The sequence below is a fragment of the Flavobacterium okayamense genome (assembly GCF_019702945.1).
In the GTDB taxonomy this organism is placed as follows: Bacteria; Bacteroidota; Bacteroidia; order Flavobacteriales; family Flavobacteriaceae; genus Flavobacterium; species Flavobacterium okayamense.
On sequence record NZ_AP024749.1, the window covers coordinates 709762 to 733910 of the forward strand.

A 24149-nucleotide genomic window follows, 5' to 3' on the forward strand; every position below is an offset into this window, starting at 1 on the left:
AAAAGTTGTACATTTGTGGGCTGTTAAGTTTTTAACGCTTAACCTTTAAATTATTATTAATTATAACTTAGTTTATGAAAAAACTTTTATTTAGTGCTGTTTTGTGCTTATTAGGCTTTATTATGCATGCACAACAAAACCCTGCTCTAAAAGGTAAAGTAGTTGATTCTAAATCACAAAAACCACTACAAAATGTTGTTGCTACATTAGTTAGTACAAACGTTTCTGTTGTATCTGGTGTAGATGGTACTTTTGTTTTTCAAACTTTACCAAGTAATGAACCTGTTTTAGAAATTTCTACTACTGGTTACAAAACACAAACATTTGTTCTAGAGCCTGTTGAAGGAGAAACTTTAGATTTAGGTGTAATTGCTCTTGAAGAAGATATTACTTCTGAACTACAATTAAGTTTAGTAACAATTACAGAAAATGATTTAGGAGATGAAAATACTGGTTCTGAAAGTACTTCAGGATTATTACAAGCTTCTAGAGATACATACCAACAAGCTGCTGCCTTTAACTGGGGACAAGCTCGTTTTAGAATTCGTGGTTTAGATAATCAATATGGTACTACAATGATTAATGGTATCGTAATGAATAAATTATATGATGGTAGACCACAATGGAGTAACTGGGGAGGATTAAATGATGCTACTCGTAATCAAGAATTTACTATGGGTTCTGCTCCTTCAGATTATACTTTTGGGGGCATTTTAGGTACTCAAGAGATTAACACTCGTGCTTCACATTATAGACCAGGAACACGTTTAACTTTCTCTGGAACAAATACAAACTACAGTTGGAGAGCAATGGCTACTCACGCTTCTGGTTTGAATAAAAAAGGATGGGCTTTTGTAGTTTCTGCTTCAAGAAGATGGGCACAAGAAGGTCATTTCGAAGGAACAGATTATAGTGCAAATTCACTTTTTGCTTCAATTGAAAAGAAATTTAATGATAAGCACAGCTTAAACTTTACATCAATTTATGCTGAAAACAGTAGAGGTAAATCTTCTCCAAACACTAAAGAAGTTACCGATATTATGGGTATAAAATACAACTCTTATTGGGGTTGGCAAGATGGTCAAAAACGTAATTCAAGAGATAAAGATATTGCTGAGCCAATTAACATGTTATCGCATTATTGGAAAATTAGTGAAAAAACTTCATTAAATACTAATGTTGCCTATCAAACTGGATCAATTGGAAATTCTAGAATTGATTTCCAAAATGCAAACAATCCTGATCCTACATATTATAGAAACTTACCTAGTTACTATTTAAATCAATTTTCTGGTGATACTTGGACTCCAGATTATGTAGGTGCTGCTAACGCATTAACTTATTTTGAAGCAAACCCTCAAATAAACTGGAATGCAATGTATGTTGCAAATCAAAATTCTTCAACTCCTGGAAGAAGTGTATATGTTTTATATGAAGATAGAACTGATGATACTCAATGGAGTGCAAATTCAATATTAAATTCTAGTTTGTCTGATAATATTTCAATGAATGCTGGCGCTAGTTTCAAAAGACTAAAATCACATAATTTTCAAAACTTACTAGACTTAATGGGTGGTCAGTTTTTCTCTGACATTGATCCATTCTTCATAGGAGATACTTCTCAATCTGATTTAAATAATCCTGATCGACAAGTTGTTGAAGGAGATACTTATGGTTATAATTATAATTTATATGCTACTGTATTTGATGGTTTCACTCAATTTAAATTCAATTACAAGAAAATTAATGCATATTTAGCACAAAGTTTCTCTAGAACTGAATACCAAAGAGAAGGTTTATATAGAAACGGAATTTATGCAAATAATTCTTACGGTAAGAGCGATAAAGTTACTTATGAAAACTTTGGTTTTAAAGGTGGTTTAACTTACAGAATCAACGGAAGACACATGTTAGACTTTAATGGTTTATACATGACAAAAGCACCTATTATGAGAAATGTTTTCTCTAATGCTAGATTAAACAATAATATCACTCCAAATTTAACAGACGAAAATATTATAGCTACCGATGCAAGTTATATTATTAAAGCTCCTAAATTTAAAGCTCGTTTAACAGGTTTCTTTAATAAGATACAAAACAGTTCAGAAATTTCTTTCTATTATGCTGAAAGTATCGGAGATGCTGATGGTGAAGAAGATTCATTTGTTAGTGAAATTGTTACTGGTTTAGATAAACAATCTTTAGGGGGAGAATTAGGATTAGAATATCAAATTACTTCTACAATTAAAGTTAATGCTTCTGCTTCATATGGTCAATACATTTATTCAGATAATGCTAAACTTATAACTAACGATGATAATAGAGCAGCTGCAGGTCTTAATCCACTTCGTGATTTTGGAACTGTTTATATTAAAGATTATCGTCAACCAGGAATGCCACAACAAGCCTATTCATTTGGTTTAGAATATCGTGATCCACATTTCTGGTGGGTAGGAGCAAATATTAATTATCTTGCAGATAGTTATGTGGATGTTTCAAGTATTTTAAGAACAGATAACTTCACGATTGATCCTTCAACAGGAGTAAATTATGATGGTGCAACTGAGTCTTCAGTGAGAGATATATTAAGACAAGAAAAATTTGATAGCTTTATGTTATTGAACTTAATTGGTGGTAAATCATGGAGAATTAGCTCGAAAAACAGAAATACTTTTGGATTCTTTGCTTCAATAAATAATTTATTGGATGTTGAATATATTACTGGAGGTTTCGAACAATCTAGAAAAGCAACTTATCCTGATTTAGCAAACGACCAAATAAATGGAACGCCATCATTCGGTTCAAAATATTTCTATGGTTATGGAAGAACATATTTTGTTAACTTCTATATTAATTTCTAAAAAATTGCTTTATGAAAAAAATAGTTAAAACTTTAATCATTACCATGTCTTCAGCACTTGTGTTAACAAGTTGTGTTAAAGATGATGATTATGCAATTCCAACACTTAGAGAAGTTTTCTTTTTAGAAAACTTTGAGAGCATCCCAGATGCAAATACTGGAAACAATCAATTTATATCGCTTACTGGTTGGTCTAATGTTTCTTTAAATAGTGGAAGTGAATTATGGGAAGCAAGAATGTTTGACGGTGAAAAATATGCTCAACTTTCAGCATTTGGGACAGGTGAGCCAAACATGGATACATGGTTAATATCACCAGCTATAAACCTAGATAATACTTCAAATGAAGCATTTTCATTTAGTTATAAGGCTGCATATTATAATGGTCAAGCGGTATCTGCTTTAATATCTACAGACTATGATGGAAGTGGAACTATTACAGCAGTAAATAATGCAACATGGACAGATCTTGATGTTACATTATCTGATTATTTAACTTCAGGATATCCAAGTAACTTTTCAAACTCTGGGGCTCTTGATATTTCTGGTTATAATGGTGATGTTTATATTGCTTTAAGATACGTAGGTGGTTCATCTGGTGTTACTACTACATACCAAATTGATAATTTTAAATTATTTGAAAATAATTAAGCTATGAAAAACATAAAATTATTATTATCGACTGCTATTCTTACATCTCTTACTGCATGTGTGAATGGCGATGACTACAACACTCCAGATTTAACTGGAGAGTGTGTAACAATGACAAGCACAATTGATGTACAAGACGTTACTTCTGTCGCTTCATCAACTCCTACTCAATATATATCTAATGATGTAATTGAGGCATATGTTACTTCAAGTGATGAAGGAGGAAATTTTTACAAATCAATTTCATTGGTTTCAACTGATGAGCAACAAGGTTTCACTATTCCTGTTGATTCATATAATTTATATACAAAATTTGAGCCAGGAAGATTAGTTTATATTAATATGGAAAATTTATACTATGCATATGATTCTCAAACGAGTTCATATGAAATAGGAAATTTATACGAAGGAACTCAAATTGGTAGACTTTCAGGTGTTGAGTTTGAAAATATTATCTTAAGAAGTTGTACTAAGGTTGATGAAGAGGATATAATGGTTTCAAATATGAGTATCAATGACATTACTGCAAATAATTCTTATATGCATAAATTAATTGAATTGGACAATGTTCAATTTACGGATGCATCACTAGGAATGACATATTATGATACGGATTTAAATAGTTTTGGTGGTGCTACAAATCATGAAATAACTGATGAGTTTGGAAATACTATTATAGTTCGCGTAAGTGAATTTGCAACTTTTGCTGGAAATGAAATTCCTTCAGGAAGTGGTAAAATAAGAGGTGTTTTAACCAAATATAACAGTGATTTCCAATTTATGGTTCGTACTTTAAACGATATTGATTTAAACAATACGAGAATGGATATCGATTTTTACCCTCCTCTAGTAGGAAGTTCAGTGTCATATGTTAGTACTCTAAATGAACCTTTTACTTCTTATAGTACAAACACTCAGAATTTCCCAGCATATATTAATGACGCAGCTATTGGTAGTAGATATTGGCAAGTAAGGGCATTTAGTGGTAATCAATATATTCAAATGTCCTCTTTTGGTGGTACTCCAGAAGAAAACCGTTCTTTGTTTATTGTACCTGTTGATATGACTGCAGCAAGCACTCTTTCATTTAAAACTAAAGCTGGTTTTAACAATGGTGCTCCTCTAAAGGTATATTATTCAACCGATTATGTTATCGGAACCCAAATTACTACAGCTACTTTAGTTGATATTACTTCAAATTTCACTATTGATGCTGGCCCAACAAGTGGATATTCTACTAATTTTGTAAATAGTGGAGTTTATAATATCCCAGCTGGAATAACTGGAAATGGTGTATTTATTTTTGAATATACTGGAAATGGTAATGGTGGAGTTACTACAACAATGCAAATTGATGATATTTTAATCAATTAATGTATATAATTAAAATAAAAAAACGCCTTCAGATTGAGGGCGTTTTTTTATTTCAAATAATTGTACTTTTGTAATGATAAAGTAAGACTATGTTAGAAAAAGAAAATCACGTATTTGAAAAAACAATTGTTGTTGGTATCGTAACTCAAAATCAAGATGAAGATAAATTAAACGAATATCTTGACGAGTTAGAGTTCTTAACTTTTACTGCTGGAGGGGAAGTTGTGAAAAGGTTTTGGCAAAAAATGGACAAACCCAATCCAAAAACTTTTGTGGGAACAGGAAAACTTGACGAAATTAAATATTACGTTAAGGATAATGATATTACAACCGTAATTTTCGATGATGAATTATCTCCTTCACAACAAAAAAATATCAATAGAGAGCTTGGTGAAGATTGTAAAGTACTAGACAGAACCAACCTTATTTTAGACATTTTTGCGCAACGCGCTCAAACCTCTTATGCAAGAACTCAAGTTGAACTAGCACAATATCAATATTTATTACCACGATTAACAGGAATGTGGACACACTTAGAACGCCAAAGAGGTGGAATTGGTATGCGTGGTCCTGGTGAAACGGAAATTGAGACTGATAGACGTATAGTAAGAGATAGAATTGCCTTGTTAAAGGATAAAATCAAGACTATTGATAAGCAAATGGCAATTCAACGAAGCAATCGTGGTGCTTTAGTTCGTGTGGCTTTAGTTGGTTATACTAATGTTGGAAAATCAACATTAATGAATGCAATAGGTAAAAGTGAAGTCTTTGTTGAAAATAAACTATTTGCTACTCTTGATACTACAGTCCGAAAAGTGGTTATTAAAAACCTTCCTTTTTTATTAAGTGATACAGTAGGTTTTATTAGAAAATTACCTACCCAACTTGTTGAATCATTTAAAAGTACATTAGATGAAGTCCGTGAAGCTGATTTGTTACTTCACGTGGTTGATATATCTCATCCTGATTTTGAAGATCATATTTCTTCTGTAAATGATATTTTAAAAGAAATTAAAAGTGATGATAAACCTACAATAATGGTTTTTAATAAAATTGATGCTTATCAACCGGTTTATTTTGATGAAAATGATTTGTCAGTTGAAAAAACGTCTAAACATTTTACACTTGACGAATGGAAAGAAACTTGGATGAGTAAAATGGGTGAAAATAATGCATTATTTATTTCAGCAACAGACAAGCTAAACTTTGAAGAATTTAGAGAGAAAGTTTATGAAGCTGTTCGAGAAATTCATATTACTCGTTTCCCATATAATAACTTTTTATATCCAGAATACAAAGAAGCTCAAGATAACGAATAAAAAAACGCCTCAAATTGAGGCGTTTTTTTGATTTCTATAAAAGTTGTATTAAAAAGTGGCGTTAAATCCAACTCCAATAACTTGACGTGTTTGAAAGCCTCTAAATGCGTTATCGTCGTAAATTGTTTGGAATGCAAAATTTGTAGATAAATATTTATTGATTTTCATAACGATGTTCAATTGATAATCTAAATCAACATTTTGTGGGTCTTCTGAGTAATTAGAATATAAATTTAAAATATTCTCAACAGAAACATTTTCCATTACATTAAATTTATAGTAACCATTTAAAGCAAAACCAAGTTCATATCGAGAGGTATCTCCTTGATCTACACCAAAGGAAGGGCCAAATTCTGTAAAGTGATCGTGAACTATAATTAATTTTGAAGTTGCTGGTGCAATATTGACTTTTAAATTATCACTTTTTTTCCATAACATCCCAGGTCCAAATTGAAAATATGCTGGGGAAAAGAAATGAGAAATTTTAACTGTTTGTGTTTCGGGATCAAAACCAGAATCCATTTGGGTTTTAAAGTTGAAAAAAGCAGAGTAAAACCAATTTCCTGATGCTTTTTTACCTAATAATGAGTTAAATTCGATTCTATCATCAGTTTTTTGAGTATCTGCTCCCTTAATCTTAGTTAAACCATAAGCGGCAATTAATTTGTTATCCCAATTCCAATCGCCATTCTTATAATTAAAATCGTAGTTTATACCTGCATTTCCTGCAAAGTTATTTTGCCCACCCGCTAACCAATTGTTGAAAGAAGATTGGTTTGCTAAAACTGTAAATGTTCCTTTTTTTGTCCAGTGACTTGTAGAGTCTACCACTTGCTCTTGAGCGAAAGCACTTAAAGTAACAAAACTTAATACTAGTAAAATTCTTTTCATCTTTATTAAATTAAATTTTAACAAAGATAAAGAACTTAGTTATAATTCCACTTTAAAATAAAAACTCTAAGAAAATTATTTCCTTTTATACAATGGAACTGCGGAACAAGCTTCACCAAACATTATACTTTTAGCATGAGGCATTAATTTTTGTATGGCTAATGTATAAACTTCTTGCGGAACTTGCTTTTTTGAACAACCCTTCAAAATAACTGGTTTATCTTTATAAGTTGAATAATCTACTTTTGAAAGTATATCTTCATACCAAACAATAGTTATCGCTTCTAAATTTCCATTAATAACTTTTAAGGCTACAGGGTTTAAATATACCGCAACTAAAGAAAATGCCCAAGCAGGCAAAACCGCTTCGGTAGAACAGTATATACCAACATATTTATCTTTATAAATTGTCCAATCAAAATTCTTTAGCTGTTCTCTAAAATCTTTCTCTTTTAATAAAAATCCTTCAAACAACCATTGTGAAATATCTAATTGAACTACATGTTCATCTGGAAAGTAATCTTCTAAATCGAAAACTTCCAGAGAACTTTGTGCTACTTTATTAATAATTTCATCCATAATTAAAGCATTCCTAGCTCTAATTTAGCTTCTTCACTCATTAAATCTTTACTCCAAGGTGGATCGAATGTAATTTCAACTTCACAAGATTTTACCTCATCTATAGATTTTATTTTCTCTTCCACTTCTTGAGGCAATGTTTCAGCCACAGGACAATTTGGTGATGTTAATGTCATTAGGATTTTTACATCATTATCTTCATTAATCATTACGTCATATATTAAACCTAATTCATAGATGTCTACAGGTATTTCAGGATCAAAAATTCCTTTTAAAACCTTTACTACGTTTTCACCTAAATTTATTGTATCGTTATAATCTTCCATTTTCTTAATTTTTAGCTTGAAATGCTAAGGCATACATTTTAATTTGCTTAATCATTGAAACCAATCCATTTGCACGAGTTGGCGACAAATGCTCTTTTAATCCAATTTCATCAATAAAATCAGTATTTGCTTCTAAAATTTCTTTTGGTGAATGATTCGAAAAAGTACGAATTAAAATTGCGATAATCCCTTTTGTTAGTATAGCGTCACTATCAGCTGTAAAAACAACATTTCCATCTTTTTCTTCTGCATGCACCCAAACTTTAGATTGGCAACCTTTGATTATGTTTTCTTCTGTTTTGTATTTTTCGTCAATTAAAGGTAGAGATTTCCCCAGCTCGATAATGTATTCGTAGCGCTGCATCCAATCGTCGAACATTGAAAATTCATCTACAATTTCTTCTTGAATTTCTTCTATTCTCATTTTACTTCTTTCTGAGTAACTTCAATTACTTTTTCTACAATTTCTTTAATTTCAGCTGGTGGAAATCCTCCATCAAAATCAACTGTTTGGTATTCTTTATCTCCCTCAACAATTTTAAAATGAGCTATTGGAGCACCATCATAAAAACGTTTTTGAGTAGGATCTTTTAAGTCTTTTAAACCTTCTTTATTAACTGCAGCATATAATTTAGCTAAAATTTCAAAATCTTCTTCAGAAATATCAAAGGCTATAGGTTTAGAATCTCTACCAGCTGTTAAAACAGCTCTGTTTTTTTCAATTACAATTTTTCTATATATACCACGCGACATCTCTTCGTACTCTAAAACGGGCGCTTCTTGACTTTGTTTCATTGTTTCCGTTGTAACTAAATTTGACTTTTCTGTTGTAACTTTTTGACAATTACAACTTACTAAAGCAACTATTCCTATAAATGTATAAAATAAAGTTTTCATAATCTTCCGATTTTAGGTTAACATCATTTGAGCTTTTTTAACCGCTTCTACAAATATATCAATTTCTTCTTTGGTATTGTAAAAAGCAAAGCTTGCTCTTATAGTTCCTGGAATATTGAAATATTGCATAATAGGTTGTGCGCAGTGGTGACCTGTTCGCACTGCTATACCTAATTTATCTATAATCGTGCCAATGTCGTACGGATGAATTCCTTCTATATTAAAAGAAATTACAGAAGCTTTGTTTTCACTTGTCCCATAAATGCGTAATCCTTCAATTTGTAACAATTTTTCGGTAGCATAATCAAGTAATTCTTGCTCATAAGCGGCTATATTATCGAAGCCGATTTCATTCAAATAATCAATTGCAGTTCCTAATACAATTCCTCCAACAATATTTGGTGTTCCGGCTTCAAATTTATGTGGTAAATCGGCATAGGTTGTTTTTTCAAAAGTAACCTCAGCAATCATTTCGCCTCCACCTTGATAAGGAGGTAATTTATGTAACCATTCTTCTTTACCATATAAAATTCCAACACCTGTTGGTCCGCAAACTTTATGTCCAGAAAACACATAAAAATCGCAATCTAGTACTTGAACATCTGGCTTTAAATGCGGCGTTGCTTGTGCTCCATCTATTAAAACTGCTGCTCCTACTCCATGTGCTTTTTCAATAATCTCTTTAATTGGATTAATAGTTCCTAATGCATTCGAAATATGATTGACCGCAACTATTTTCGTTTTGCTAGAAAGTAATCGGTCAAATTCAGCCATCACCAACTCCCCTTTTTCATTCATTGGAATCACAACCAATTTTGCTCCAGTCTTTTCGCATAAAAACTGCCAAGGCACAATATTGCTATGATGTTCTAAATTTGAAACCATAACCTCATCACCTTCGTTTAATAAAGCAGTGAATCCATTAGCTACTAAATTAATCCCAAAAGTTGTACCTGAAGTAAAAATAACTTCGTGATTGTGTTTGGCGTTAATATGTTTTTGAATGGTATTACGAGATGCTTCATATGCATCTGTTGCTAATTGACTCAACGTGTGAACGCCACGGTGAATATTTGAGTTTATCTCACTGTAATATCTTGAAATAGCATCAATAACCACTTGAGGCTTTTGTGCTGTAGCTCCGTTATCGAAATATACAAGCTGCTTTCCATTTACTTTTTGGTTAAGAATTGGGAAATCAGCTCTTATTTTTTGAATATCAATCATGTTGCAAATTTACAACTTGATTGTTTATAATAAGAATAAATAAAGGTTAAAATCACTTATATTCCTTTTCTATTTTTCGTCCAAATTTTTCAGTCGCTTTTAATATTACAACCCCGCATAATCCTTTATTACCATAATATACTGCACTATCAAAATCATTTAAAATTACAACTTTATATATGTTTTTATTATTCAATTTATTGATATAGGATAAAAGATAAGGTCTTTCTTGTAAGTCTAAGTTATAATGCTTTTCCTTGCTTTCAATAACAATAATTGACTTACATATCATACTGTCGCCACGTTTATTATGTAAAAAAATCCTTTTTGGGTCTCTACAAAAAAGAGTGTCTGAATAAATTTTTCTTTTAATTAAATATAATTGATCTTGAAGAACTTTCTTACTTTTCAAATGATTTATCCATTCAAGATTTTCCTTTTTGGTTTGACAGATTTTTTCTTGACCATAAGCTGAAATTAAGAAAAGACAAAAAATAAGTTTTACATAAAATTTCATATATGCGTGTTTCTATATATAGAGTACATTTTTTGTAAAAAGGTTGGAATTTAAAACTTTTCTCCTGCTCCACCGCCACTAAAGCCTCCTCCTCCAAATTCCATTGCACTACTTTGAGTAGGGGCTGGTGTTGTTGCATTTGCTAAGGCCATCACTGCTTGTGCATTGAAAAATATGGAATTATCAGCATCTCTATCAGGTTGAAAAGTAACCCCTTCTGCTCTGCATTTTAATTTCTGAATTATTAAATATGCCATTCCAAAAAGTAAAATACCACTCACAACCATTACAAATTCAATAGGGAAAAAATGATAATAATATCGAATGGATGAAAATCCAATAATTAACGTCAAAACCCCTGTATACAAAACCAATTTATCTTTCCATTTTATTCCTAAGAACAAATAAAACAAAGGAATCAAGAAGGTGAAAACATAAAAAACTACAGCAAACGGAATATCTGAATCTTTGGTAACTGTTATTTCCATTAAAGATTCTGACAACTCTCTAACCACATAATAGTTCATTGATAGATAGCCTAAAAGTAAACTTACAATTTTAAGCGTTTCAAAAGTTTTAAAATAAGGATATAAGTTTTGATTTTTAGCCATGTTAACGACTAAAAAATAAACTAAAATTGCCAAGAGTAATCCAATAAACGGTAAATATACTTTAGATAAAAAATTGTGTTCAACAATACTATTAAATAAAAAAGCAACTAAGCCTGAATATGCGATTAAAGCCGATATTGTATGTATAAATCGAACTGCGAAATAAATTCCTAAAACAAACATAGCAAGGAAAACGGGAAAAACTGATTCTGTGAGGATTCCTATTCCTATAAAAAAAGAAACTTGAGAAGTAAGGATAAAAGCATCATCTAATCCGTGTCGGAAAAATTTCATTTTAACCAAAACCTCTGTTCCGATATATGCGACAATTGCGTACAAAAAGAAAATGATTTGATAATCGTGCGTAATAATTTGCATTAAAATAACAGCTATAGCACTTACTACAGTAGAGAATAAAAAATTTCCTAAAAGGAAAAATCCAATTCGGAAAAAAATATTAGCGTTACATTTCAATTGCACCAATTGAGAACTTATAGCACTTAATTGTTCTTTGCTCAAAAACTTCTTTTTGTAGAGATTTTTAGCTTCTTCAGCCAAGAAATAATTCTCAATATCTATTTTATCGTGTGCTTGCATTTTTTTCAGAATTAAATTGTTTAACTAAACGAATGAATAAATAGATACTTGCTATTACATAAAAGGGAGATAACACAATTAAGAGTTGTAGAAAAGTATCTATTATTCTTAATAATTCTATTACTTTTCCCATTAAAACATTAAACCCAAAATAACTATACAACAGCATAAAAGCAAAAATTGAAGTTGCCATAGCTTTATAACTAAACCTATAGAAATAATAAGCAAAACCTATTAAAATGGGAATAAAAAAGAACCAATGCTGTGAAAGTAATCCCGATAAAACACAAACGCCCAATAAATGCAAAGCGAATGTGGCAAACACAAAATGGAAGTGAGCTTTTATTTTATTTTTAAAAGTATATTCCATCCATACCAGCAAACCAATTCCTAAAACCAATCCTGAATAAGTCAATTGCATATTAGAATAAACCTCATTTTCAAATACTGTTTTTGGAGTTATTGTTATTCCAATAAAAGTTGCTAAACTGGTAATTGCTATAGAAAGTACAATTCTATTGTCGAAATAATAGGCTACAAAAAAACAAAACAATGCCGATATCAACGAAACATAAGCATACGATTCATCAAAAATGTGGTATTGAAAATTAATATATCCTAAAAAGATACAAGCCAGTAAACTACCTGTTAAGACTAAATAATCATACAATGGATTATCGAATAAAACTTCTTCATTAGAATAACCTTTCGCCTTTTTAAAACTAAAATAAAAACAAGCAATCATTAATAGAAAATTCGCTGAAATTATAGCTAAATGCCCAATTGAATCGATATTATTATAAATGATAATGCCTATTCCAGAAGTAAATACAATTACTGAAAAATAAATTACTAGAAGTAATTCACTACGTAACGAAAAAATGCCTTTCTTTTGATATTCAGCAATTTCTTCTAGGTTATTGTAATTCAAAAATTCTTTTTGATATAATTTTTGAAGCAAAATCTCTGAAAAATTCGATTTCCCCATGAATTAAAGTTTAACTAAAGGTAAGTAAATTATAATTTATCAACATAAAAAAACCGCTTAAATAGCGGTTTTTTTATTATAAATCAAATCCTAAATTAACACCAAGTTTGTTGGCGATTATCTTTGTAATTCGTTGTTTTAATTCAGGAATTTTAACGCTTTCCATAACCTCATCTGTAAAGGCATACATTAACAATGCTCGTGCTTCTTTTTTCGGAATTCCACGTTGTTGCATATAAAACATAGCACTTTCATCTAACTGACCAATCGTACAACCATGCGAACATTTTACATCATCTGCAAAGATTTCTAATTGTGGTTTTGCATTAATGGTCGCTTTTTCGCTTACTAAAATGTTATTGTTTTGTTGGAATGCATCTGTTTTTTGTGCTTCTTTTTCTACAAATATTTTCCCATTGAAAACTCCAGTTGCACTATCGCCATAAATTCCTTTGTAATTTTGGTGGCTTTCACAATTTGGCTGCGCGTGATGCACTAATGTATAATGATCTACGTGTTGTTTATCGCCAATGATTGTAATTCCTTTCAAAGTAGAATCGATACGTTCACCTTGATGATAAAAATTCAAATTATTACGTGTAATATTTCCTCCAAATGAAAACGTGTGTACCGCTACTCTACTTTCTTGCTTTTGAGCAATATATGTATTGTCGATTAAGTTTGCCGATTGCACATCGTTTTGAATTTTATAATAATCGCAAATTGCTCTTTTTTGAGCAAAAATTTCGGTAACACTATTTGTTAAAACTGGATTTTCATTCAAACTTTGATGACGCTCAATAATTTGTACGTGTGCATTTTCACCCACAACAATCAAACTTCTTGGCTGCAGCATAATAGCCGATTCATTTCCAGTAGAAAAGTGAATAATTTCAATCGGTTTGTCTGCAACTTTACCTTTAGGAATATTTACAAATGCTCCTTCTTTTGCAAAAGCTGTATTTAACGTAGTTAATGATTCTTCTTTACTTGCTACTTGGTTAAAATAAGTGTCTAATACCAATTTGTATTTTGGCTTATTTAAAACCGAAGACATTAAACAAACGTCAATACCATCATGTGTAGTTTGCGATAAAAACGAACTGAATTTTCCATCGATAAACACTAATTTATAAGTATCGACATCATGTAAAAAGTATTTTTTTACATCTTTAAATTCAATTGCATTTTCAGTCTTAGGAAAAACCGAAAAATCATTCTTTAAAACCGCATTTAAGGAAGTATATTTCCAAGCTTCCTCTTTTTTTGAAGGGAAACCTTTACTTTCAAAGTTTTTTATAGCTTGATTTCGTAATTCATGCAAGTTTGAGTTTTCATCAATCTTTTCCTCAAATGCCATGTAAGACGAAAGTAATTTATCTTTTAAATCCATATTTCAGTCGAAAGTCGAAAGTCGAAAGTCAAAAAGACAATCATGTTTCGACGTTTATTTTTGTAAATATTTTATAAATCCACTAATTAATTTAGAAATCTCTGTAATTGATGAAAGTAAATTTTCAAATTCTTTTTGAGATAAATATTCTAAATCAAATGCAATATATAATTGTGAACGAACTTCTCCAGCTGATGCTTTTGCAATGTGCAAAAAATGAATAAACTCTTTATCTGTGTTTCTTTCAAATCCTTCAGCTATATTTGAAGAAATTGAAATTGAAGCTCTTCTTATTTGTCTTGTTAAATCAATATCTTTTTTAAAAGTTTCTTTGTTGGTAATTAAATAAATGCTTTTATTGAATTCTCTTGCTTTTTGCCAAGATAAAATTTCTTCGAAAGATTTAAAACTACTCATTCTTCTACTTTCAAACTTTAGACATTTGACTTTAGACTAACTCGTTTTTTATCCAATCGTATCCTTTTTCTTCTAATTCAAGAGCAAGTTCTTTTCCTCCCGATTTAACAATTTTTCCATCCATTAAAACGTGAACGAAATCAGGCACAATATAATCTAATAAACGTTGGTAGTGCGTAATTACAACTACAGCGTTATCAGCGGATTTTAATTTGTTAACTCCGTTTGCAACAATACGTAAAGCATCAATATCTAAACCAGAATCAGTTTCGTCAAGAATAGCAACTTTTGGTTCTAACATTGCCATTTGGAAAATCTCGTTACGTTTCTTTTCGCCACCAGAAAATCCTTCGTTTAAAGAACGAGATAAGAACTTCTTATCCATTTCTAATAATTCAGACTTTTCACGAATTTTCTTCAACATCTCGTTAGCAGGCATTTCTTCTTGTCCTTTTGCTTTACGACTTTCGTTGATAGCCGTTTTAATGAAATTAGTAACCGAAACTCCTGGGATTTCAACAGGATATTGAAATGAAAGAAAAACACCAGCGTGAGCTCTTTCTTCAGGAGCTAATTCAGCAATATCTTCACCGTCAAGGATGATTTCTCCTTCAGTTACTTCGTAATTTTCATTTCCAGCGATAATTGAAGCTAATGTGCTTTTTCCAGCACCATTTGGCCCCATGATAGCATGTACTTCACCCGCTTTAATTTCTAAACTTAATCCTTTTAAAATTTCTTTATCTTCTACAGAAGCGTGTAAATTTTTTATTGTTAACATTGTTTAAATGTGTTTTTATTCTTCTTTATGATTATCCTACAGAACCTTCTAATGAAATCTCTAATAATTTTTGAGCTTCCACTGCAAATTCCATTGGTAATTTATTCAATACTTCTTTGCTGAACCCGTTTACGATTAATGCAATTGCTTTTTCCGTTGGAATTCCTCTTTGGTTACAGTAAAACACTTGATCTTCTCCAATTTTTGAAGTGGTTGCTTCGTGTTCAATTTTTGCAGATGCATTTTTACTTTCTATGTAAGGAAAAGTATGTGCACCACACTCGTTACCCATTAACAAAGAATCACATTGTGAAAAGTTACGTGCATTTTCAGCTCTTGATGAAATTTGAACCAATCCTCTATAACTGTTTTGTGATTTTCCAGCAGAAATACCTTTAGAAATGATTGTCGATTTGGTGTTTTTACCCAAATGAATCATTTTCGTTCCTGTATCGGCTTGTTGGAAATTATTGGTAACGGCAATCGAATAGAATTCACCAATTGAATTATCACCTTTCAAAACACATGAAGGATATTTCCATGTTACTGCCGAACCTGTTTCTACTTGTGTCCAAGAAATTTTTGCATTTTTCTCACACAAACCTCTTTTGGTTACAAAATTGTAAACGCCTCCTTTACCTTCTTTATTTCCTGGATACCAGTTTTGTACTGTTGAATATTTTATTTCAGCATTATCTAAAGCAATTAACTCTACAACAGCTGCGTGTAATTGGTTTTCATCGCGACTTGGAGCTGTACAACCTTCTAAATACGAAACGTAACTTCCTTCATCTGCAATTACTAAGGTTCTTTCAAACTGACCTGTTCCACCTTGATTGATTCGGAAATACGTTGATAATTCCATTGGACAACGAACGCCTTTTGGAATATAACAAAAACTTCCATCTGAAAATACTGCTGAATTTAAAGCAGCGTAAAAATTATCTTGTTGTGGCACAACAGTCCCTAAATGTTTACGAACTAATTCGGGATGATTTTGAATCGCTTCAGAAATCGAACAGAAAATAATCCCTTTTTCGGCTAAGGTTTTCTTAAAAGTAGTTGCTACAGAAACTGAATCCATTACAATATCCACAGCAACACCTGCTAATTTCTTTTGTTCATCAATAGAAATACCCAATTTTTTGAATGTTTCTAACAATTCTGGATCTACCTCATCTAAACTTTCGTACTTATCTTTTTTCTTGGGTGCAGAATAATAAGAAACCGCTTGAAAATCTGGTTTTTCATAATGAACATTTGCCCATTCTGGTTCTGTCATTTCGTTCCAAATACGGAATGCTTCTAAACGCCACTCGGTCATCCATTCGGGTTCGTTTTTCTTTTTTGAAATAGCACGAACAATTTCTTCATTTAGACCCGCAGGAAACGTCTCCGATTCTATATCAGTATAAAATCCGTATTCGTATTCTTTTGAAGCTAATTCTTCTTTTAAATGTTCTTCTGTATATTTTGACATTATAATCTAATATTTATAGTGAAAACGATTCACCGCAACCACAAGTTCTGTTCGCATTTGGGTTGTTAAAAACAAATCCTTTTCCATTTAAACCACCTGAATACTCAAGTGTGGTTCCAATCAAGTATAAAAAGCTTTTTTTGTCGACTAAAATTTTTACACCATTATCTTCAAAAAGTTTATCTTCATCTTTTTGCTGGTTATCAAACTTTAGTTCATAAGACAAGCCACTACAACCACCACTTTTAACCCCTACGCGAATAAAATCGATAGTTGCATCAAATCCATCATCCGTCATTAACTCAATGGCTTTCTTTTTTGCCGAATCTGACACTTTAATCATAACCTCTTTGTTATTTATTTTTAATCGGTGTTATGTAATTCGCAATAAAAAAATTAATTCTTCTTATTGCTAATTTCATAGCTAATTTTGATTTTGTCTAAATTAACCGCAAAGATAGTTTATAAAATACGAAATGCAATGAATCGTAACATTTTTATAACTTATTGTAGCATAAAAAGAACTTATAGTAAATGCTATACAAAATTTGTAACTTGCAGAAAATTTAATTCAAATGAAAATTTACCCTATTGAAGCTGGAAATTTTAAGTTAGATGGAGGCGCGATGTTTGGTGTTGTACCTAAATCTATTTGGAATAGAACTAATCCCGCCGACAGCAATAATTTAATTGATATTGCGGCTCGTTGCATGTTAATTGAAGATGGTAACCGATTAATTTTGATTGATACTGGAATGGGTAATAAACAATCAGATAAATTTTTTGGTTATTATTCACTTTGGGGAGATTTCTCTTTAGAAAAATCACTTAAAGAAAAAGGATTTCATCCAGATGATATAACCGATGTTTTTATGACGCACTTGCACTTCGACCATTGTGGCGGTAGTGTGAATTGGAATAAAGACAGAACGGGTTATGAAGTTGCGTTTAAAAATGCACGTTATTGGACAAATGAAAATCATTGGGAATGGGCAACTATTCCTAATGCTCGTGAAAAAGCTTCTTTTTTACATGAGAACATAATTCCTATGCAAGAAAGTGGTCATTTGCATTTTATTTCAAGACCCGAAAGTGGTTTTTCTGAAACTTCTGAACTTGATCTTGGCATTTTCTTTGCAGATGGACATACTGAAAAGCAAATGTTGCCACATGTAAACTACAAAGGTAAAACGATAGTTTTTTGTGCTGATATGTTGCCAACAGCAGGGCATATTCCTATTCCATATGTAACTGGTTATGATACAAGACCTTTATTGTCTATGTCAGAGAAAGAAATTTTTTTAAAAATCGCAGCAGATAATAATTACTATTTATGGTTAGAGCACGATGCTCACAATCAAATTATAACCGTTCAAAACAGAGAAAAAGGAGTTCGTTTAAACGAAGTATTTACTTGCGATGAAATCCTAAATTAGTGTTAAATAGTAAATATAGTGTAACAAAATAAAAGCATATTTGTCAAATTAAATTAGTTATAAACATAAAACTTTATAAATGAGAACTTTAAAACCTATTTACATTTCTGCAGTTGCTGCTTTAGTCTTATCTAGCTGTGGATCTTCAAAAATGATTTCAACACCAATTGAAAATGTTGATAATCAACCGTTAAAAATTACTCCTTTAGCTGAAAATGATTTAAAAAGATGGAGTCATTTAGATCTTGTTAAAGATACTGTTCCTGGAATGAGCGTTGATAAAGCTTATGCAGAATTATTGAAAGGAAAAAAATCAACAACGGTTATTGTTGGTATTGTAGATTCTGGAGTAGATATTCGTCATGAAGATTTACAAGGCCAGATTTGGACAAACTCTAAAGAAATTGCGAACAACGGAAAAGATGATGATAACAATGGTTACATCGATGACATTCATGGTTGGAATTTCCTTGGAGATAGTAATGATGAACAATTAGAAAAAACTCGTATTGTTGCTAAAGGACCTGGAACTCCAGATTATGATAAAGCAAAAGCAGAACTTGATGAAGATATTGCTGGGGTAATGCAAACAAAACAACAAATCGATATGATTGTTGCCGCTGACAAAGCAATCAAAGAACATTTAAAGAAAGACAACTTTACTTTAGAAGATGTTAAGGGAATTCAAACTGAAGATCCTACTTTGTCTCAATACAAAGCTATGTTTACTCAAATTTTAAGTAGTACTACAAAAGAAGCTTTCGATAAAAGAATTCAAAGTGGCGTAGATTATGTTTACGATCAATTAAACTACAACTTAAATGTTAATTTTAATGGACGTAAAATTGTAGGTGATAACCCTAACGATATTAACGATACTAAATATGGTAACAACAACGTAATTGGTCCAGATGCTGAAGATGCAAAACACGGAACTCACGTTGCTGGAATTGTTGCTCAAGTAAGAGGAAACGGAAAAGGTGGAGATGGTGTTGCTAAAAATGTTAAAATTATGGCAATTAGAGCGGTTCCAAATGGCGATGAGTATGATAAAGATATTGCATTAGGAATTCGTTATGCTGTAGATAATGGAGCAAAAGTAATTAATGGTTCATTTGGTAAATACTTCTCTCCAAATAAAGAATGGGTTCAAGACGCTTTAAAATATGCTGCTGAAAAAGATGTATTAGTAATTTTTGCAGCTGGTAACGATTCTAAAGATTTAGATGTAGTAAACAAATACCCAAGTGATTCTTACGATGGTGCTCCTGAAATTTCTAACAATGTGTTAATTGTAGGTGCATTAAATGTTGAATACGGTTCTAAAATGGTAGCTCCTTTTTCAAACTACGGAAAGAAAAACGTTGATGTTTTTGCTCCTGGTATGAAAATTTATGCTACAACACCTAATCAATCTTATGAGTATCTACAAGGAACTTCTATGGCTTCTCCTAATGTTGCTGGTGTTGCAGCTTTAATTCGTTCATATTATCCTAATTTAACTGCTGCTCAAGTGAAGCAAATCATTATGGATAGTGGTTTACCACTTAAAAATGACGTAAAAGTTGGTGAAGATCAACATAAAGCTAATTTCTCAGAAGTATCAAAAACAGGTAAAATTGTTAATGCTTACAATGCTATTATAATGGCAGAGAAAATGTCTAAATAATTCAATTTTTTACAATAAACTAACCACAAAATCGATTTATATAAAAAAAACGGTTTTGTGGTTTTTAATTTATAGCAATGAAGAAATTATTAATTATTACTTTGTTTTCGACTATAGGATTTAGTCAAAACAATCCAAATTCTGGTTATTGGCAACAACATGTCGACTACAAAATGGATGTTGATATGAATGTTAAAAATTACCAATATAAAGGACATCAAGAATTAGTTTATACTAACCATTCTCCAGATACACTAAAAAAAGTTTATTATCATTTGTACCCTAATGCCTTTCAACCTGGAAGTGCTATGGATGTTCGTTTACAAACTATTGCCGATCCTGATAAAAGAATGGTACGATCTTTTAAAAAAGGAAATGAAGATGTTACTGAAAGTAGAATTAGCACATTACAACCAAATGAAATTGGCTATTTGAAAATTTCAAACTTTACTCAAAATGGTAAACCTGCTTCTACTAAAGTTGTTGGAACTGTTATGGAAGTTGAGTTAAACGAACCTATTTTACCTCATCAAAAAACAACTTTTGTTTTAGATTTTGATGGACAAGTTCCTTTACAGGTTCGTCGTTCAGGTAGAAATTCAGAAGAAGGTGTAGCGCTTTCAATGACACAATGGTATCCTAAAATGGCTGAATATGATTTTGAAGGTTGGCATGCCGATCCATACATTGGAAGAGAATTTCATGGTGTTTGGGGAAATTTCGATGTAAAAATTACACTTGATAAAGAATATACTATTGGCGGTACAGGATATTTACAAAACAAAAATGAAATAGGTCACGGCTATCAAGATAAGAGTGTAGAAGTAAAGCTTCCTAAGAAAGCAAAAACATTAACTTGGCATTTTGTTGCGCCAAATGTTCACGATTTTGCTTGGGGTGCTGATAATGAATACCTTCACGATATGGTTTTAGGACCAAATAATGTAGAATTACATTTCTTCTATAAAAACAAGAAAGAAAATATAGAAAACTGGAAAAAACTTCAACCCAAAACTGTTGAATTATTGGCGTTTTTCAATAAAGCTGTTGGTGAATATCCTTACAAACAATATTCTATTGTACAAGGTGGCGATGGTGGAATGGAATATGCGATGTGTACATTAATAACTGGAAACAGAAGTTATGGAAGCTTAGTCGGTGTAACGGCACACGAATTTGCGCATTCTTGGTTCCAACATATTTTAGCATCAAACGAGAGTAAACATGAATGGATGGATGAAGGTTTTACTTCATTTATTTCAGATTTAGCTATGGAACAAGTTTTACCATCTAAAACTAAAGACGGCGAAGAAGTTAACCCTTTCGAAGGAGCCTACCAAGGTTATCGTTATTTAGCTAAAAGTGGTAAAGAACAACCGCTTTCTACCCATGCAGATCGTTATGATTTTAATATGACATATGGAATTGGAGCTTATAGTAAAGGTGAAATCTTTTTATCGCAATTAGGATATGTTATTGGGGTAGAAAACTTAATGAAAACTTTAAAACGTTATTACAACGATTATAAGTTTACACATCCAACTCCAAATGATATTAAAAGAACTGCCGAAAAAGTTTCTGGAGCTAATTTAGATTGGTATTTAGTAGATTGGACACAAACTACCAATACAATTGATTATGGAATAAAAAATGTTTCCGAAGAAAATAATATGAGTAAAGTAACTCTTGAAAGAATTGGAAGAATGCCTATGCCAATAGATTTATTGGTTGTTTATGAAGATGGAACTCAAGATACTTTTTACATTCCAAATACTTTAATGCGTTGGGAAAAACCAAATCCTTTTCCAATAGAAAGAACTGTTTTAGAAGGTTGGGATTGGGCATACCCTACATTTAGTTTTACAACTAAAAAAGGTATAAAAGCAATTGTTATCGACCCTAGCGGCTTAATGGCTGACGTTGATTTAAACAACAATACTTGGGAGAAAAAATAATTTAATTTCCTCATAAAAACAAAAGCCATCGTTTAGATGGCTTTTTTTATACCTTTGCCTCAATGAAATTTACGTATCCCAAACACGAAAAATTAAAAAGTCAAACGGCAATAAATTTACTTTTTTCTGAAGGTAAATCGGTTGCAAAATATCCCTTACGTTTGGTTTATGTTGAAAATCCAAATGCAGAAGAGAAACTACAAATTGGAGTTTCAGTTTCAAAAAAATATTTTAAAAAAGCTGTAGATAGAAATCTTTTTAAACGCTTACTCAGAGAATCGTATCGTTTAAATAAAAATTTATTAAAAATTGATTCAGAAAAAAAGTACAGCATGATGCTTTTGTACCAAACAAAAGACCGCTTATCATTTGAAGAAATTCAAGAAAAGATGATTCTTCTATTCGAAAAATTTCAAAAAGAAACTGAAAAGTAAAGTTTGGCTAAATTTTTGTAAACGTATAGTTTTCACAAAACAATTTTAGGTTTTAAATCAATAATACTTAAATTAGCAGTTAATATATTTAATTCTTAAAGAATTAAGAAAATTTTGGATCAAAATGAGACTACTTAAAAAACATTATATCATTACAATTTTTTCAGTTGTATTTCTATTTATTGGAGCCAGCTTTCGAAATGACTTTTTCGAAATCGCTAAGCAAATAGAAATTTTTACAGAAACCTTTAAAACGGTAAACCAAAACTATGTAGATGAAACAAATCCTGGCGAGTTAATGGATGTGGCATTGAAAAGTATGCTTTCAGAATTAGATCCGTATACTGTTTTTTTTAACGAACAAGATGTTTTGCGTTTTAAGATTAATAATACTGGAGAATATACAGGAATTGGCGCTTTAGTTCAACGTATTGATGGACATGTAATTTTAAAAGAAGTCTATAAAGGATTCTCTGCTGATAAAGCTGGACTTAAAGCTGGTGACGAAATTGTCCAAATTGATGACATCAATCTTAAAGAATACAAAGAAGACGCTTCTCAACTATTAAGAGGCTCTAAAAGTAGTAAAGTAAACATTCAATATTTACGTCTAGGAAAAAAACAAACAACTGAAATTATCTTAAACGAAGTAGAAATAAAAGCAGTTCCCTTCTTCAAATTACTAGATGATAATGTTGGGTATATTGTTTTAACTAAATTTACAGAAACAGCTAGCAAAGAAGTGCGTTCTGCACTGATAGATTTAAAAGGTAAAGGAGCAACAAAAATCATTCTTGATTTAAGAGGAAATCCAGGTGGTTTACTTCATGAAGCAGTAAATATTTGCAATTTATTTGTTCCTAAAGGGGAAATAATTGTAACTACAAAATCAAAAAATGAAAAACATAACAATACCTATCGTACACAAAATCAGCCTTTAGATTTAGATATTCCTTTGGCCGTAATTGTAGATGGTAAAAGTGCTTCGGCTTCTGAGATTGTTTCAGGTGCTTTACAAGATTTAGACAGAGCTGTTGTTTTAGGTAGTCGTAGTTTCGGAAAAGGATTAGTTCAACGTCCTTTAAACTTATCTTACGGCACTCAAGTTAAAGTTACTATTTCACGTTACTATACGCCTTCAGGACGCTGTATTCAAGCATTAGATTATTCTAGAAAAGATGAAAACGGAAAAGCTATAAAGAAAACGCAAGAAGAATTTAATGCTTTTACTACCAAAAAAGGAAGAACTGTTTATGATGGCGGAGGAATTCAACCTGATATTGTTATTGCAGAAACTAAAACAAGTTCGATAACTGATGCGTTACTAAAAAACAACGCAATTTTTGATTTTGCTACGCAAATGTACTATCAAAAGCCAAATAACACTTCAGTTTCAGAAACAGATTTTAACGCTTTTAAAAATTTTGTAAAAAATGACAAGTATAAATTAGACACGGAAACAGAACGTGCTTTAGAAGTCCTTTTAGAAAAAGCTAAAAAAGAAAAAATTGATGTGGTAATCGCTACTCAGTATGAACAACTAGAACAAAAGATTAAACAAAGCGAAGAAGCAGAAATTGTAAAGTATAAAGCTGAGATTCTTAAACAAATTGAAGAAGAATTGATTATTAGAAATCATTATAGAGAAGGGCTTTATTCTTCTTATACTGATAAAAATACTGAAATTAAAAAAGCTAAAGAAGTACTAAATAATTTAGCGCAATATAAATCTATTTTAAAACAATAA

The 24149-nt window shown here is 31.2% G+C and carries 23 protein-coding genes; 9 read left to right on the plus strand and 14 right to left on the minus strand.

The window, feature by feature from the left end:
• The first annotated feature begins 74 nt into the window (after nucleotides 1-74).
• The 4 genes from KK2020170_RS03205 to hflX all read left to right on the plus strand — a co-directional run bounded on the left by KK2020170_RS03205 (nucleotide 75) and on the right by hflX (nucleotide 6204).
• On the plus strand, nucleotides 75-2861 hold the full coding sequence (locus tag KK2020170_RS03205; protein WP_221259366.1) for a carboxypeptidase-like regulatory domain-containing protein: 2787 nt from the start codon (nucleotides 75-77) through the stop codon (nucleotides 2859-2861).
• Nucleotides 2862-2872: 11 nt separating this feature from the next.
• Complete coding sequence (locus KK2020170_RS03210; protein WP_221259367.1) at nucleotides 2873-3511, plus strand: choice-of-anchor J domain-containing protein; 639 nt, start codon at nucleotides 2873-2875, stop codon at nucleotides 3509-3511.
• A gap of 3 nt (nucleotides 3512-3514) precedes the next feature.
• Nucleotides 3515-4885 (plus strand): DUF5689 domain-containing protein, encoded by a 1371-nt coding sequence (locus tag KK2020170_RS03215; RefSeq protein WP_221259368.1) that lies wholly within the window; start codon nucleotides 3515-3517, stop codon nucleotides 4883-4885.
• Nucleotides 4886-4974: 89 nt separating this feature from the next.
• The gene (gene hflX, locus KK2020170_RS03220) at nucleotides 4975-6204 is read left to right on the plus strand and encodes a GTPase HflX (protein ID WP_221259369.1); all 1230 of its coding nucleotides are present in this window, start codon (nucleotides 4975-4977) and stop codon (nucleotides 6202-6204) included.
• A 48-nt stretch (nucleotides 6205-6252) separates the two neighbouring features.
• On the opposite strand, the gene KK2020170_RS03225 is transcribed toward hflX, so the two are convergent.
• The 14 genes from KK2020170_RS03225 to KK2020170_RS03290 form a co-directional block, all read right to left on the minus strand.
• Complete coding sequence (locus KK2020170_RS03225; RefSeq protein ID WP_221259370.1) at nucleotides 6253-7095, minus strand: DUF3078 domain-containing protein; 843 nt, start codon at nucleotides 7093-7095, stop codon at nucleotides 6253-6255.
• Nucleotides 7096-7170: 75 nt separating this feature from the next.
• Nucleotides 7171-7674 carry a DUF2480 family protein gene (locus tag KK2020170_RS03230; RefSeq protein ID WP_221259371.1) on the minus strand — a complete coding sequence of 168 codons (504 nt, stop codon included), beginning with the start codon at nucleotides 7672-7674 and terminating at the stop codon, nucleotides 7171-7173.
• Between the two features lie 2 nt (nucleotides 7675-7676).
• A complete protein-coding gene (locus tag KK2020170_RS03235; RefSeq protein WP_221259372.1) occupies nucleotides 7677-8000 on the minus strand; it encodes an SUF system Fe-S cluster assembly protein in 324 nt (107 codons plus the stop codon).
• A 4-nt stretch (nucleotides 8001-8004) separates the two neighbouring features.
• Nucleotides 8005-8424, minus strand: a complete 420-nt coding sequence (locus KK2020170_RS03240; RefSeq protein WP_221259373.1) for a SufE family protein — start codon at nucleotides 8422-8424, stop codon at nucleotides 8005-8007.
• Nucleotides 8421-8897, minus strand: a complete 477-nt coding sequence (locus KK2020170_RS03245; RefSeq protein WP_221259374.1) for a hypothetical protein — start codon at nucleotides 8895-8897, stop codon at nucleotides 8421-8423. The genes KK2020170_RS03240 and KK2020170_RS03245 overlap by 4 nt, the downstream gene beginning before the upstream one ends.
• A 12-nt stretch (nucleotides 8898-8909) precedes the next feature.
• Nucleotides 8910-10124 carry an aminotransferase class V-fold PLP-dependent enzyme gene (locus KK2020170_RS03250; protein ID WP_305070124.1) on the minus strand — a complete coding sequence of 405 codons (1215 nt, stop codon included), beginning with the start codon at nucleotides 10122-10124 and terminating at the stop codon, nucleotides 8910-8912.
• Between the two features lie 52 nt (nucleotides 10125-10176).
• Nucleotides 10177-10641, minus strand: coding sequence for a hypothetical protein (locus tag KK2020170_RS03255; protein WP_221259375.1), 465 nt, complete (start codon nucleotides 10639-10641; stop codon nucleotides 10177-10179).
• A gap of 50 nt (nucleotides 10642-10691) precedes the next feature.
• Nucleotides 10692-11849 (minus strand): hypothetical protein, encoded by a 1158-nt coding sequence (locus KK2020170_RS03260; RefSeq protein WP_221259376.1) that lies wholly within the window; start codon nucleotides 11847-11849, stop codon nucleotides 10692-10694.
• Nucleotides 11833-12837 (minus strand): DUF2157 domain-containing protein, encoded by a 1005-nt coding sequence (locus KK2020170_RS03265; protein ID WP_221259377.1) that lies wholly within the window; start codon nucleotides 12835-12837, stop codon nucleotides 11833-11835. The genes KK2020170_RS03260 and KK2020170_RS03265 overlap by 17 nt, the downstream gene beginning before the upstream one ends.
• Before the next feature lie 76 nt (nucleotides 12838-12913).
• Nucleotides 12914-14230, minus strand: a complete 1317-nt coding sequence (gene sufD, locus KK2020170_RS03270; RefSeq protein WP_221259378.1) for a Fe-S cluster assembly protein SufD — start codon at nucleotides 14228-14230, stop codon at nucleotides 12914-12916.
• A 54-nt stretch (nucleotides 14231-14284) separates the two neighbouring features.
• Nucleotides 14285-14647: a four helix bundle protein gene (locus KK2020170_RS03275; protein WP_221259379.1), complete on the minus strand. Its 363-nt coding sequence runs from the start codon at nucleotides 14645-14647 to the stop codon at nucleotides 14285-14287.
• Between the two features lie 31 nt (nucleotides 14648-14678).
• Nucleotides 14679-15428: a Fe-S cluster assembly ATPase SufC gene (gene sufC, locus KK2020170_RS03280; RefSeq protein ID WP_221259380.1), complete on the minus strand. Its 750-nt coding sequence runs from the start codon at nucleotides 15426-15428 to the stop codon at nucleotides 14679-14681.
• A 31-nt stretch (nucleotides 15429-15459) separates the two neighbouring features.
• Nucleotides 15460-16908 carry a Fe-S cluster assembly protein SufB gene (gene sufB, locus KK2020170_RS03285; RefSeq protein ID WP_221259381.1) on the minus strand — a complete coding sequence of 483 codons (1449 nt, stop codon included), beginning with the start codon at nucleotides 16906-16908 and terminating at the stop codon, nucleotides 15460-15462.
• Between the two features lie 13 nt (nucleotides 16909-16921).
• Nucleotides 16922-17251 (minus strand): HesB/IscA family protein, encoded by a 330-nt coding sequence (locus KK2020170_RS03290; RefSeq protein WP_221259382.1) that lies wholly within the window; start codon nucleotides 17249-17251, stop codon nucleotides 16922-16924.
• 232 nt (nucleotides 17252-17483) lie between these two features.
• Between KK2020170_RS03290 and KK2020170_RS03295 the strand changes: the two genes are divergently transcribed.
• From KK2020170_RS03295 to KK2020170_RS03315, 5 genes are all read left to right on the plus strand, one after another.
• Nucleotides 17484-18344 carry an MBL fold metallo-hydrolase gene (locus KK2020170_RS03295; protein ID WP_221259383.1) on the plus strand — a complete coding sequence of 287 codons (861 nt, stop codon included), beginning with the start codon at nucleotides 17484-17486 and terminating at the stop codon, nucleotides 18342-18344.
• A gap of 79 nt (nucleotides 18345-18423) precedes the next feature.
• Nucleotides 18424-20013 carry a S8 family peptidase gene (locus tag KK2020170_RS03300; protein ID WP_221259384.1) on the plus strand — a complete coding sequence of 530 codons (1590 nt, stop codon included), beginning with the start codon at nucleotides 18424-18426 and terminating at the stop codon, nucleotides 20011-20013.
• 77 nt (nucleotides 20014-20090) lie between these two features.
• Entirely contained in the window at nucleotides 20091-21968 is a 1878-nt protein-coding gene (locus KK2020170_RS03305; RefSeq protein ID WP_221259385.1) for a M1 family metallopeptidase, read from the plus strand.
• 62 nt (nucleotides 21969-22030) lie between these two features.
• On the plus strand, nucleotides 22031-22402 hold the full coding sequence (gene rnpA / locus KK2020170_RS03310; RefSeq protein ID WP_221259386.1) for a ribonuclease P protein component: 372 nt from the start codon (nucleotides 22031-22033) through the stop codon (nucleotides 22400-22402).
• A 124-nt stretch (nucleotides 22403-22526) separates the two neighbouring features.
• A complete protein-coding gene (locus KK2020170_RS03315) occupies nucleotides 22527-24149 on the plus strand; it encodes a S41 family peptidase (RefSeq protein ID WP_221259387.1) in 1623 nt (540 codons plus the stop codon).

Bases quoted from the DNA above. Each gene is read 5' to 3' on its own strand.
- KK2020170_RS03205 (WP_221259366.1), top strand. From the start codon at position 75: ATGAAAAAACTTTTATTTAGTGCTGTTTTGTGCTTATTAGGCTTTATT.
- KK2020170_RS03210 (WP_221259367.1), top strand. From the start codon at position 2,873: ATGAAAAAAATAGTTAAAACTTTAATCATTACCATGTCTTCAGCACTT.
- KK2020170_RS03215 (WP_221259368.1), top strand. From the start codon at position 3,515: ATGAAAAACATAAAATTATTATTATCGACTGCTATTCTTACATCTCTT.
- hflX (WP_221259369.1), top strand. From the start codon at position 4,975: ATGTTAGAAAAAGAAAATCACGTATTTGAAAAAACAATTGTTGTTGGT.
- KK2020170_RS03225 (WP_221259370.1), bottom strand. From the start codon at position 7,095: ATGAAAAGAATTTTACTAGTATTAAGTTTTGTTACTTTAAGTGCTTTC.
- KK2020170_RS03230 (WP_221259371.1), bottom strand. From the start codon at position 7,674: ATGGATGAAATTATTAATAAAGTAGCACAAAGTTCTCTGGAAGTTTTC.
- KK2020170_RS03235 (WP_221259372.1), bottom strand. From the start codon at position 8,000: ATGGAAGATTATAACGATACAATAAATTTAGGTGAAAACGTAGTAAAG.
- KK2020170_RS03240 (WP_221259373.1), bottom strand. From the start codon at position 8,424: ATGAGAATAGAAGAAATTCAAGAAGAAATTGTAGATGAATTTTCAATG.
- KK2020170_RS03245 (WP_221259374.1), bottom strand. From the start codon at position 8,897: ATGAAAACTTTATTTTATACATTTATAGGAATAGTTGCTTTAGTAAGT.
- KK2020170_RS03250 (WP_305070124.1), bottom strand. From the start codon at position 10,124: ATGATTGATATTCAAAAAATAAGAGCTGATTTCCCAATTCTTAACCAA.
- KK2020170_RS03255 (WP_221259375.1), bottom strand. From the start codon at position 10,641: ATGAAATTTTATGTAAAACTTATTTTTTGTCTTTTCTTAATTTCAGCT.
- KK2020170_RS03260 (WP_221259376.1), bottom strand. From the start codon at position 11,849: ATGCAAGCACACGATAAAATAGATATTGAGAATTATTTCTTGGCTGAA.
- KK2020170_RS03265 (WP_221259377.1), bottom strand. From the start codon at position 12,837: ATGGGGAAATCGAATTTTTCAGAGATTTTGCTTCAAAAATTATATCAA.
- sufD (WP_221259378.1), bottom strand. From the start codon at position 14,230: ATGGATTTAAAAGATAAATTACTTTCGTCTTACATGGCATTTGAGGAA.
- KK2020170_RS03275 (WP_221259379.1), bottom strand. From the start codon at position 14,647: ATGAGTAGTTTTAAATCTTTCGAAGAAATTTTATCTTGGCAAAAAGCA.
- sufC (WP_221259380.1), bottom strand. From the start codon at position 15,428: ATGTTAACAATAAAAAATTTACACGCTTCTGTAGAAGATAAAGAAATT.
- sufB (WP_221259381.1), bottom strand. From the start codon at position 16,908: ATGTCAAAATATACAGAAGAACATTTAAAAGAAGAATTAGCTTCAAAA.
- KK2020170_RS03290 (WP_221259382.1), bottom strand. From the start codon at position 17,251: ATGATTAAAGTGTCAGATTCGGCAAAAAAGAAAGCCATTGAGTTAATG.
- KK2020170_RS03295 (WP_221259383.1), top strand. From the start codon at position 17,484: ATGAAAATTTACCCTATTGAAGCTGGAAATTTTAAGTTAGATGGAGGC.
- KK2020170_RS03300 (WP_221259384.1), top strand. From the start codon at position 18,424: ATGAGAACTTTAAAACCTATTTACATTTCTGCAGTTGCTGCTTTAGTC.
- KK2020170_RS03305 (WP_221259385.1), top strand. From the start codon at position 20,091: ATGAAGAAATTATTAATTATTACTTTGTTTTCGACTATAGGATTTAGT.
- rnpA (WP_221259386.1), top strand. From the start codon at position 22,031: ATGAAATTTACGTATCCCAAACACGAAAAATTAAAAAGTCAAACGGCA.
- KK2020170_RS03315 (WP_221259387.1), top strand. From the start codon at position 22,527: ATGAGACTACTTAAAAAACATTATATCATTACAATTTTTTCAGTTGTA.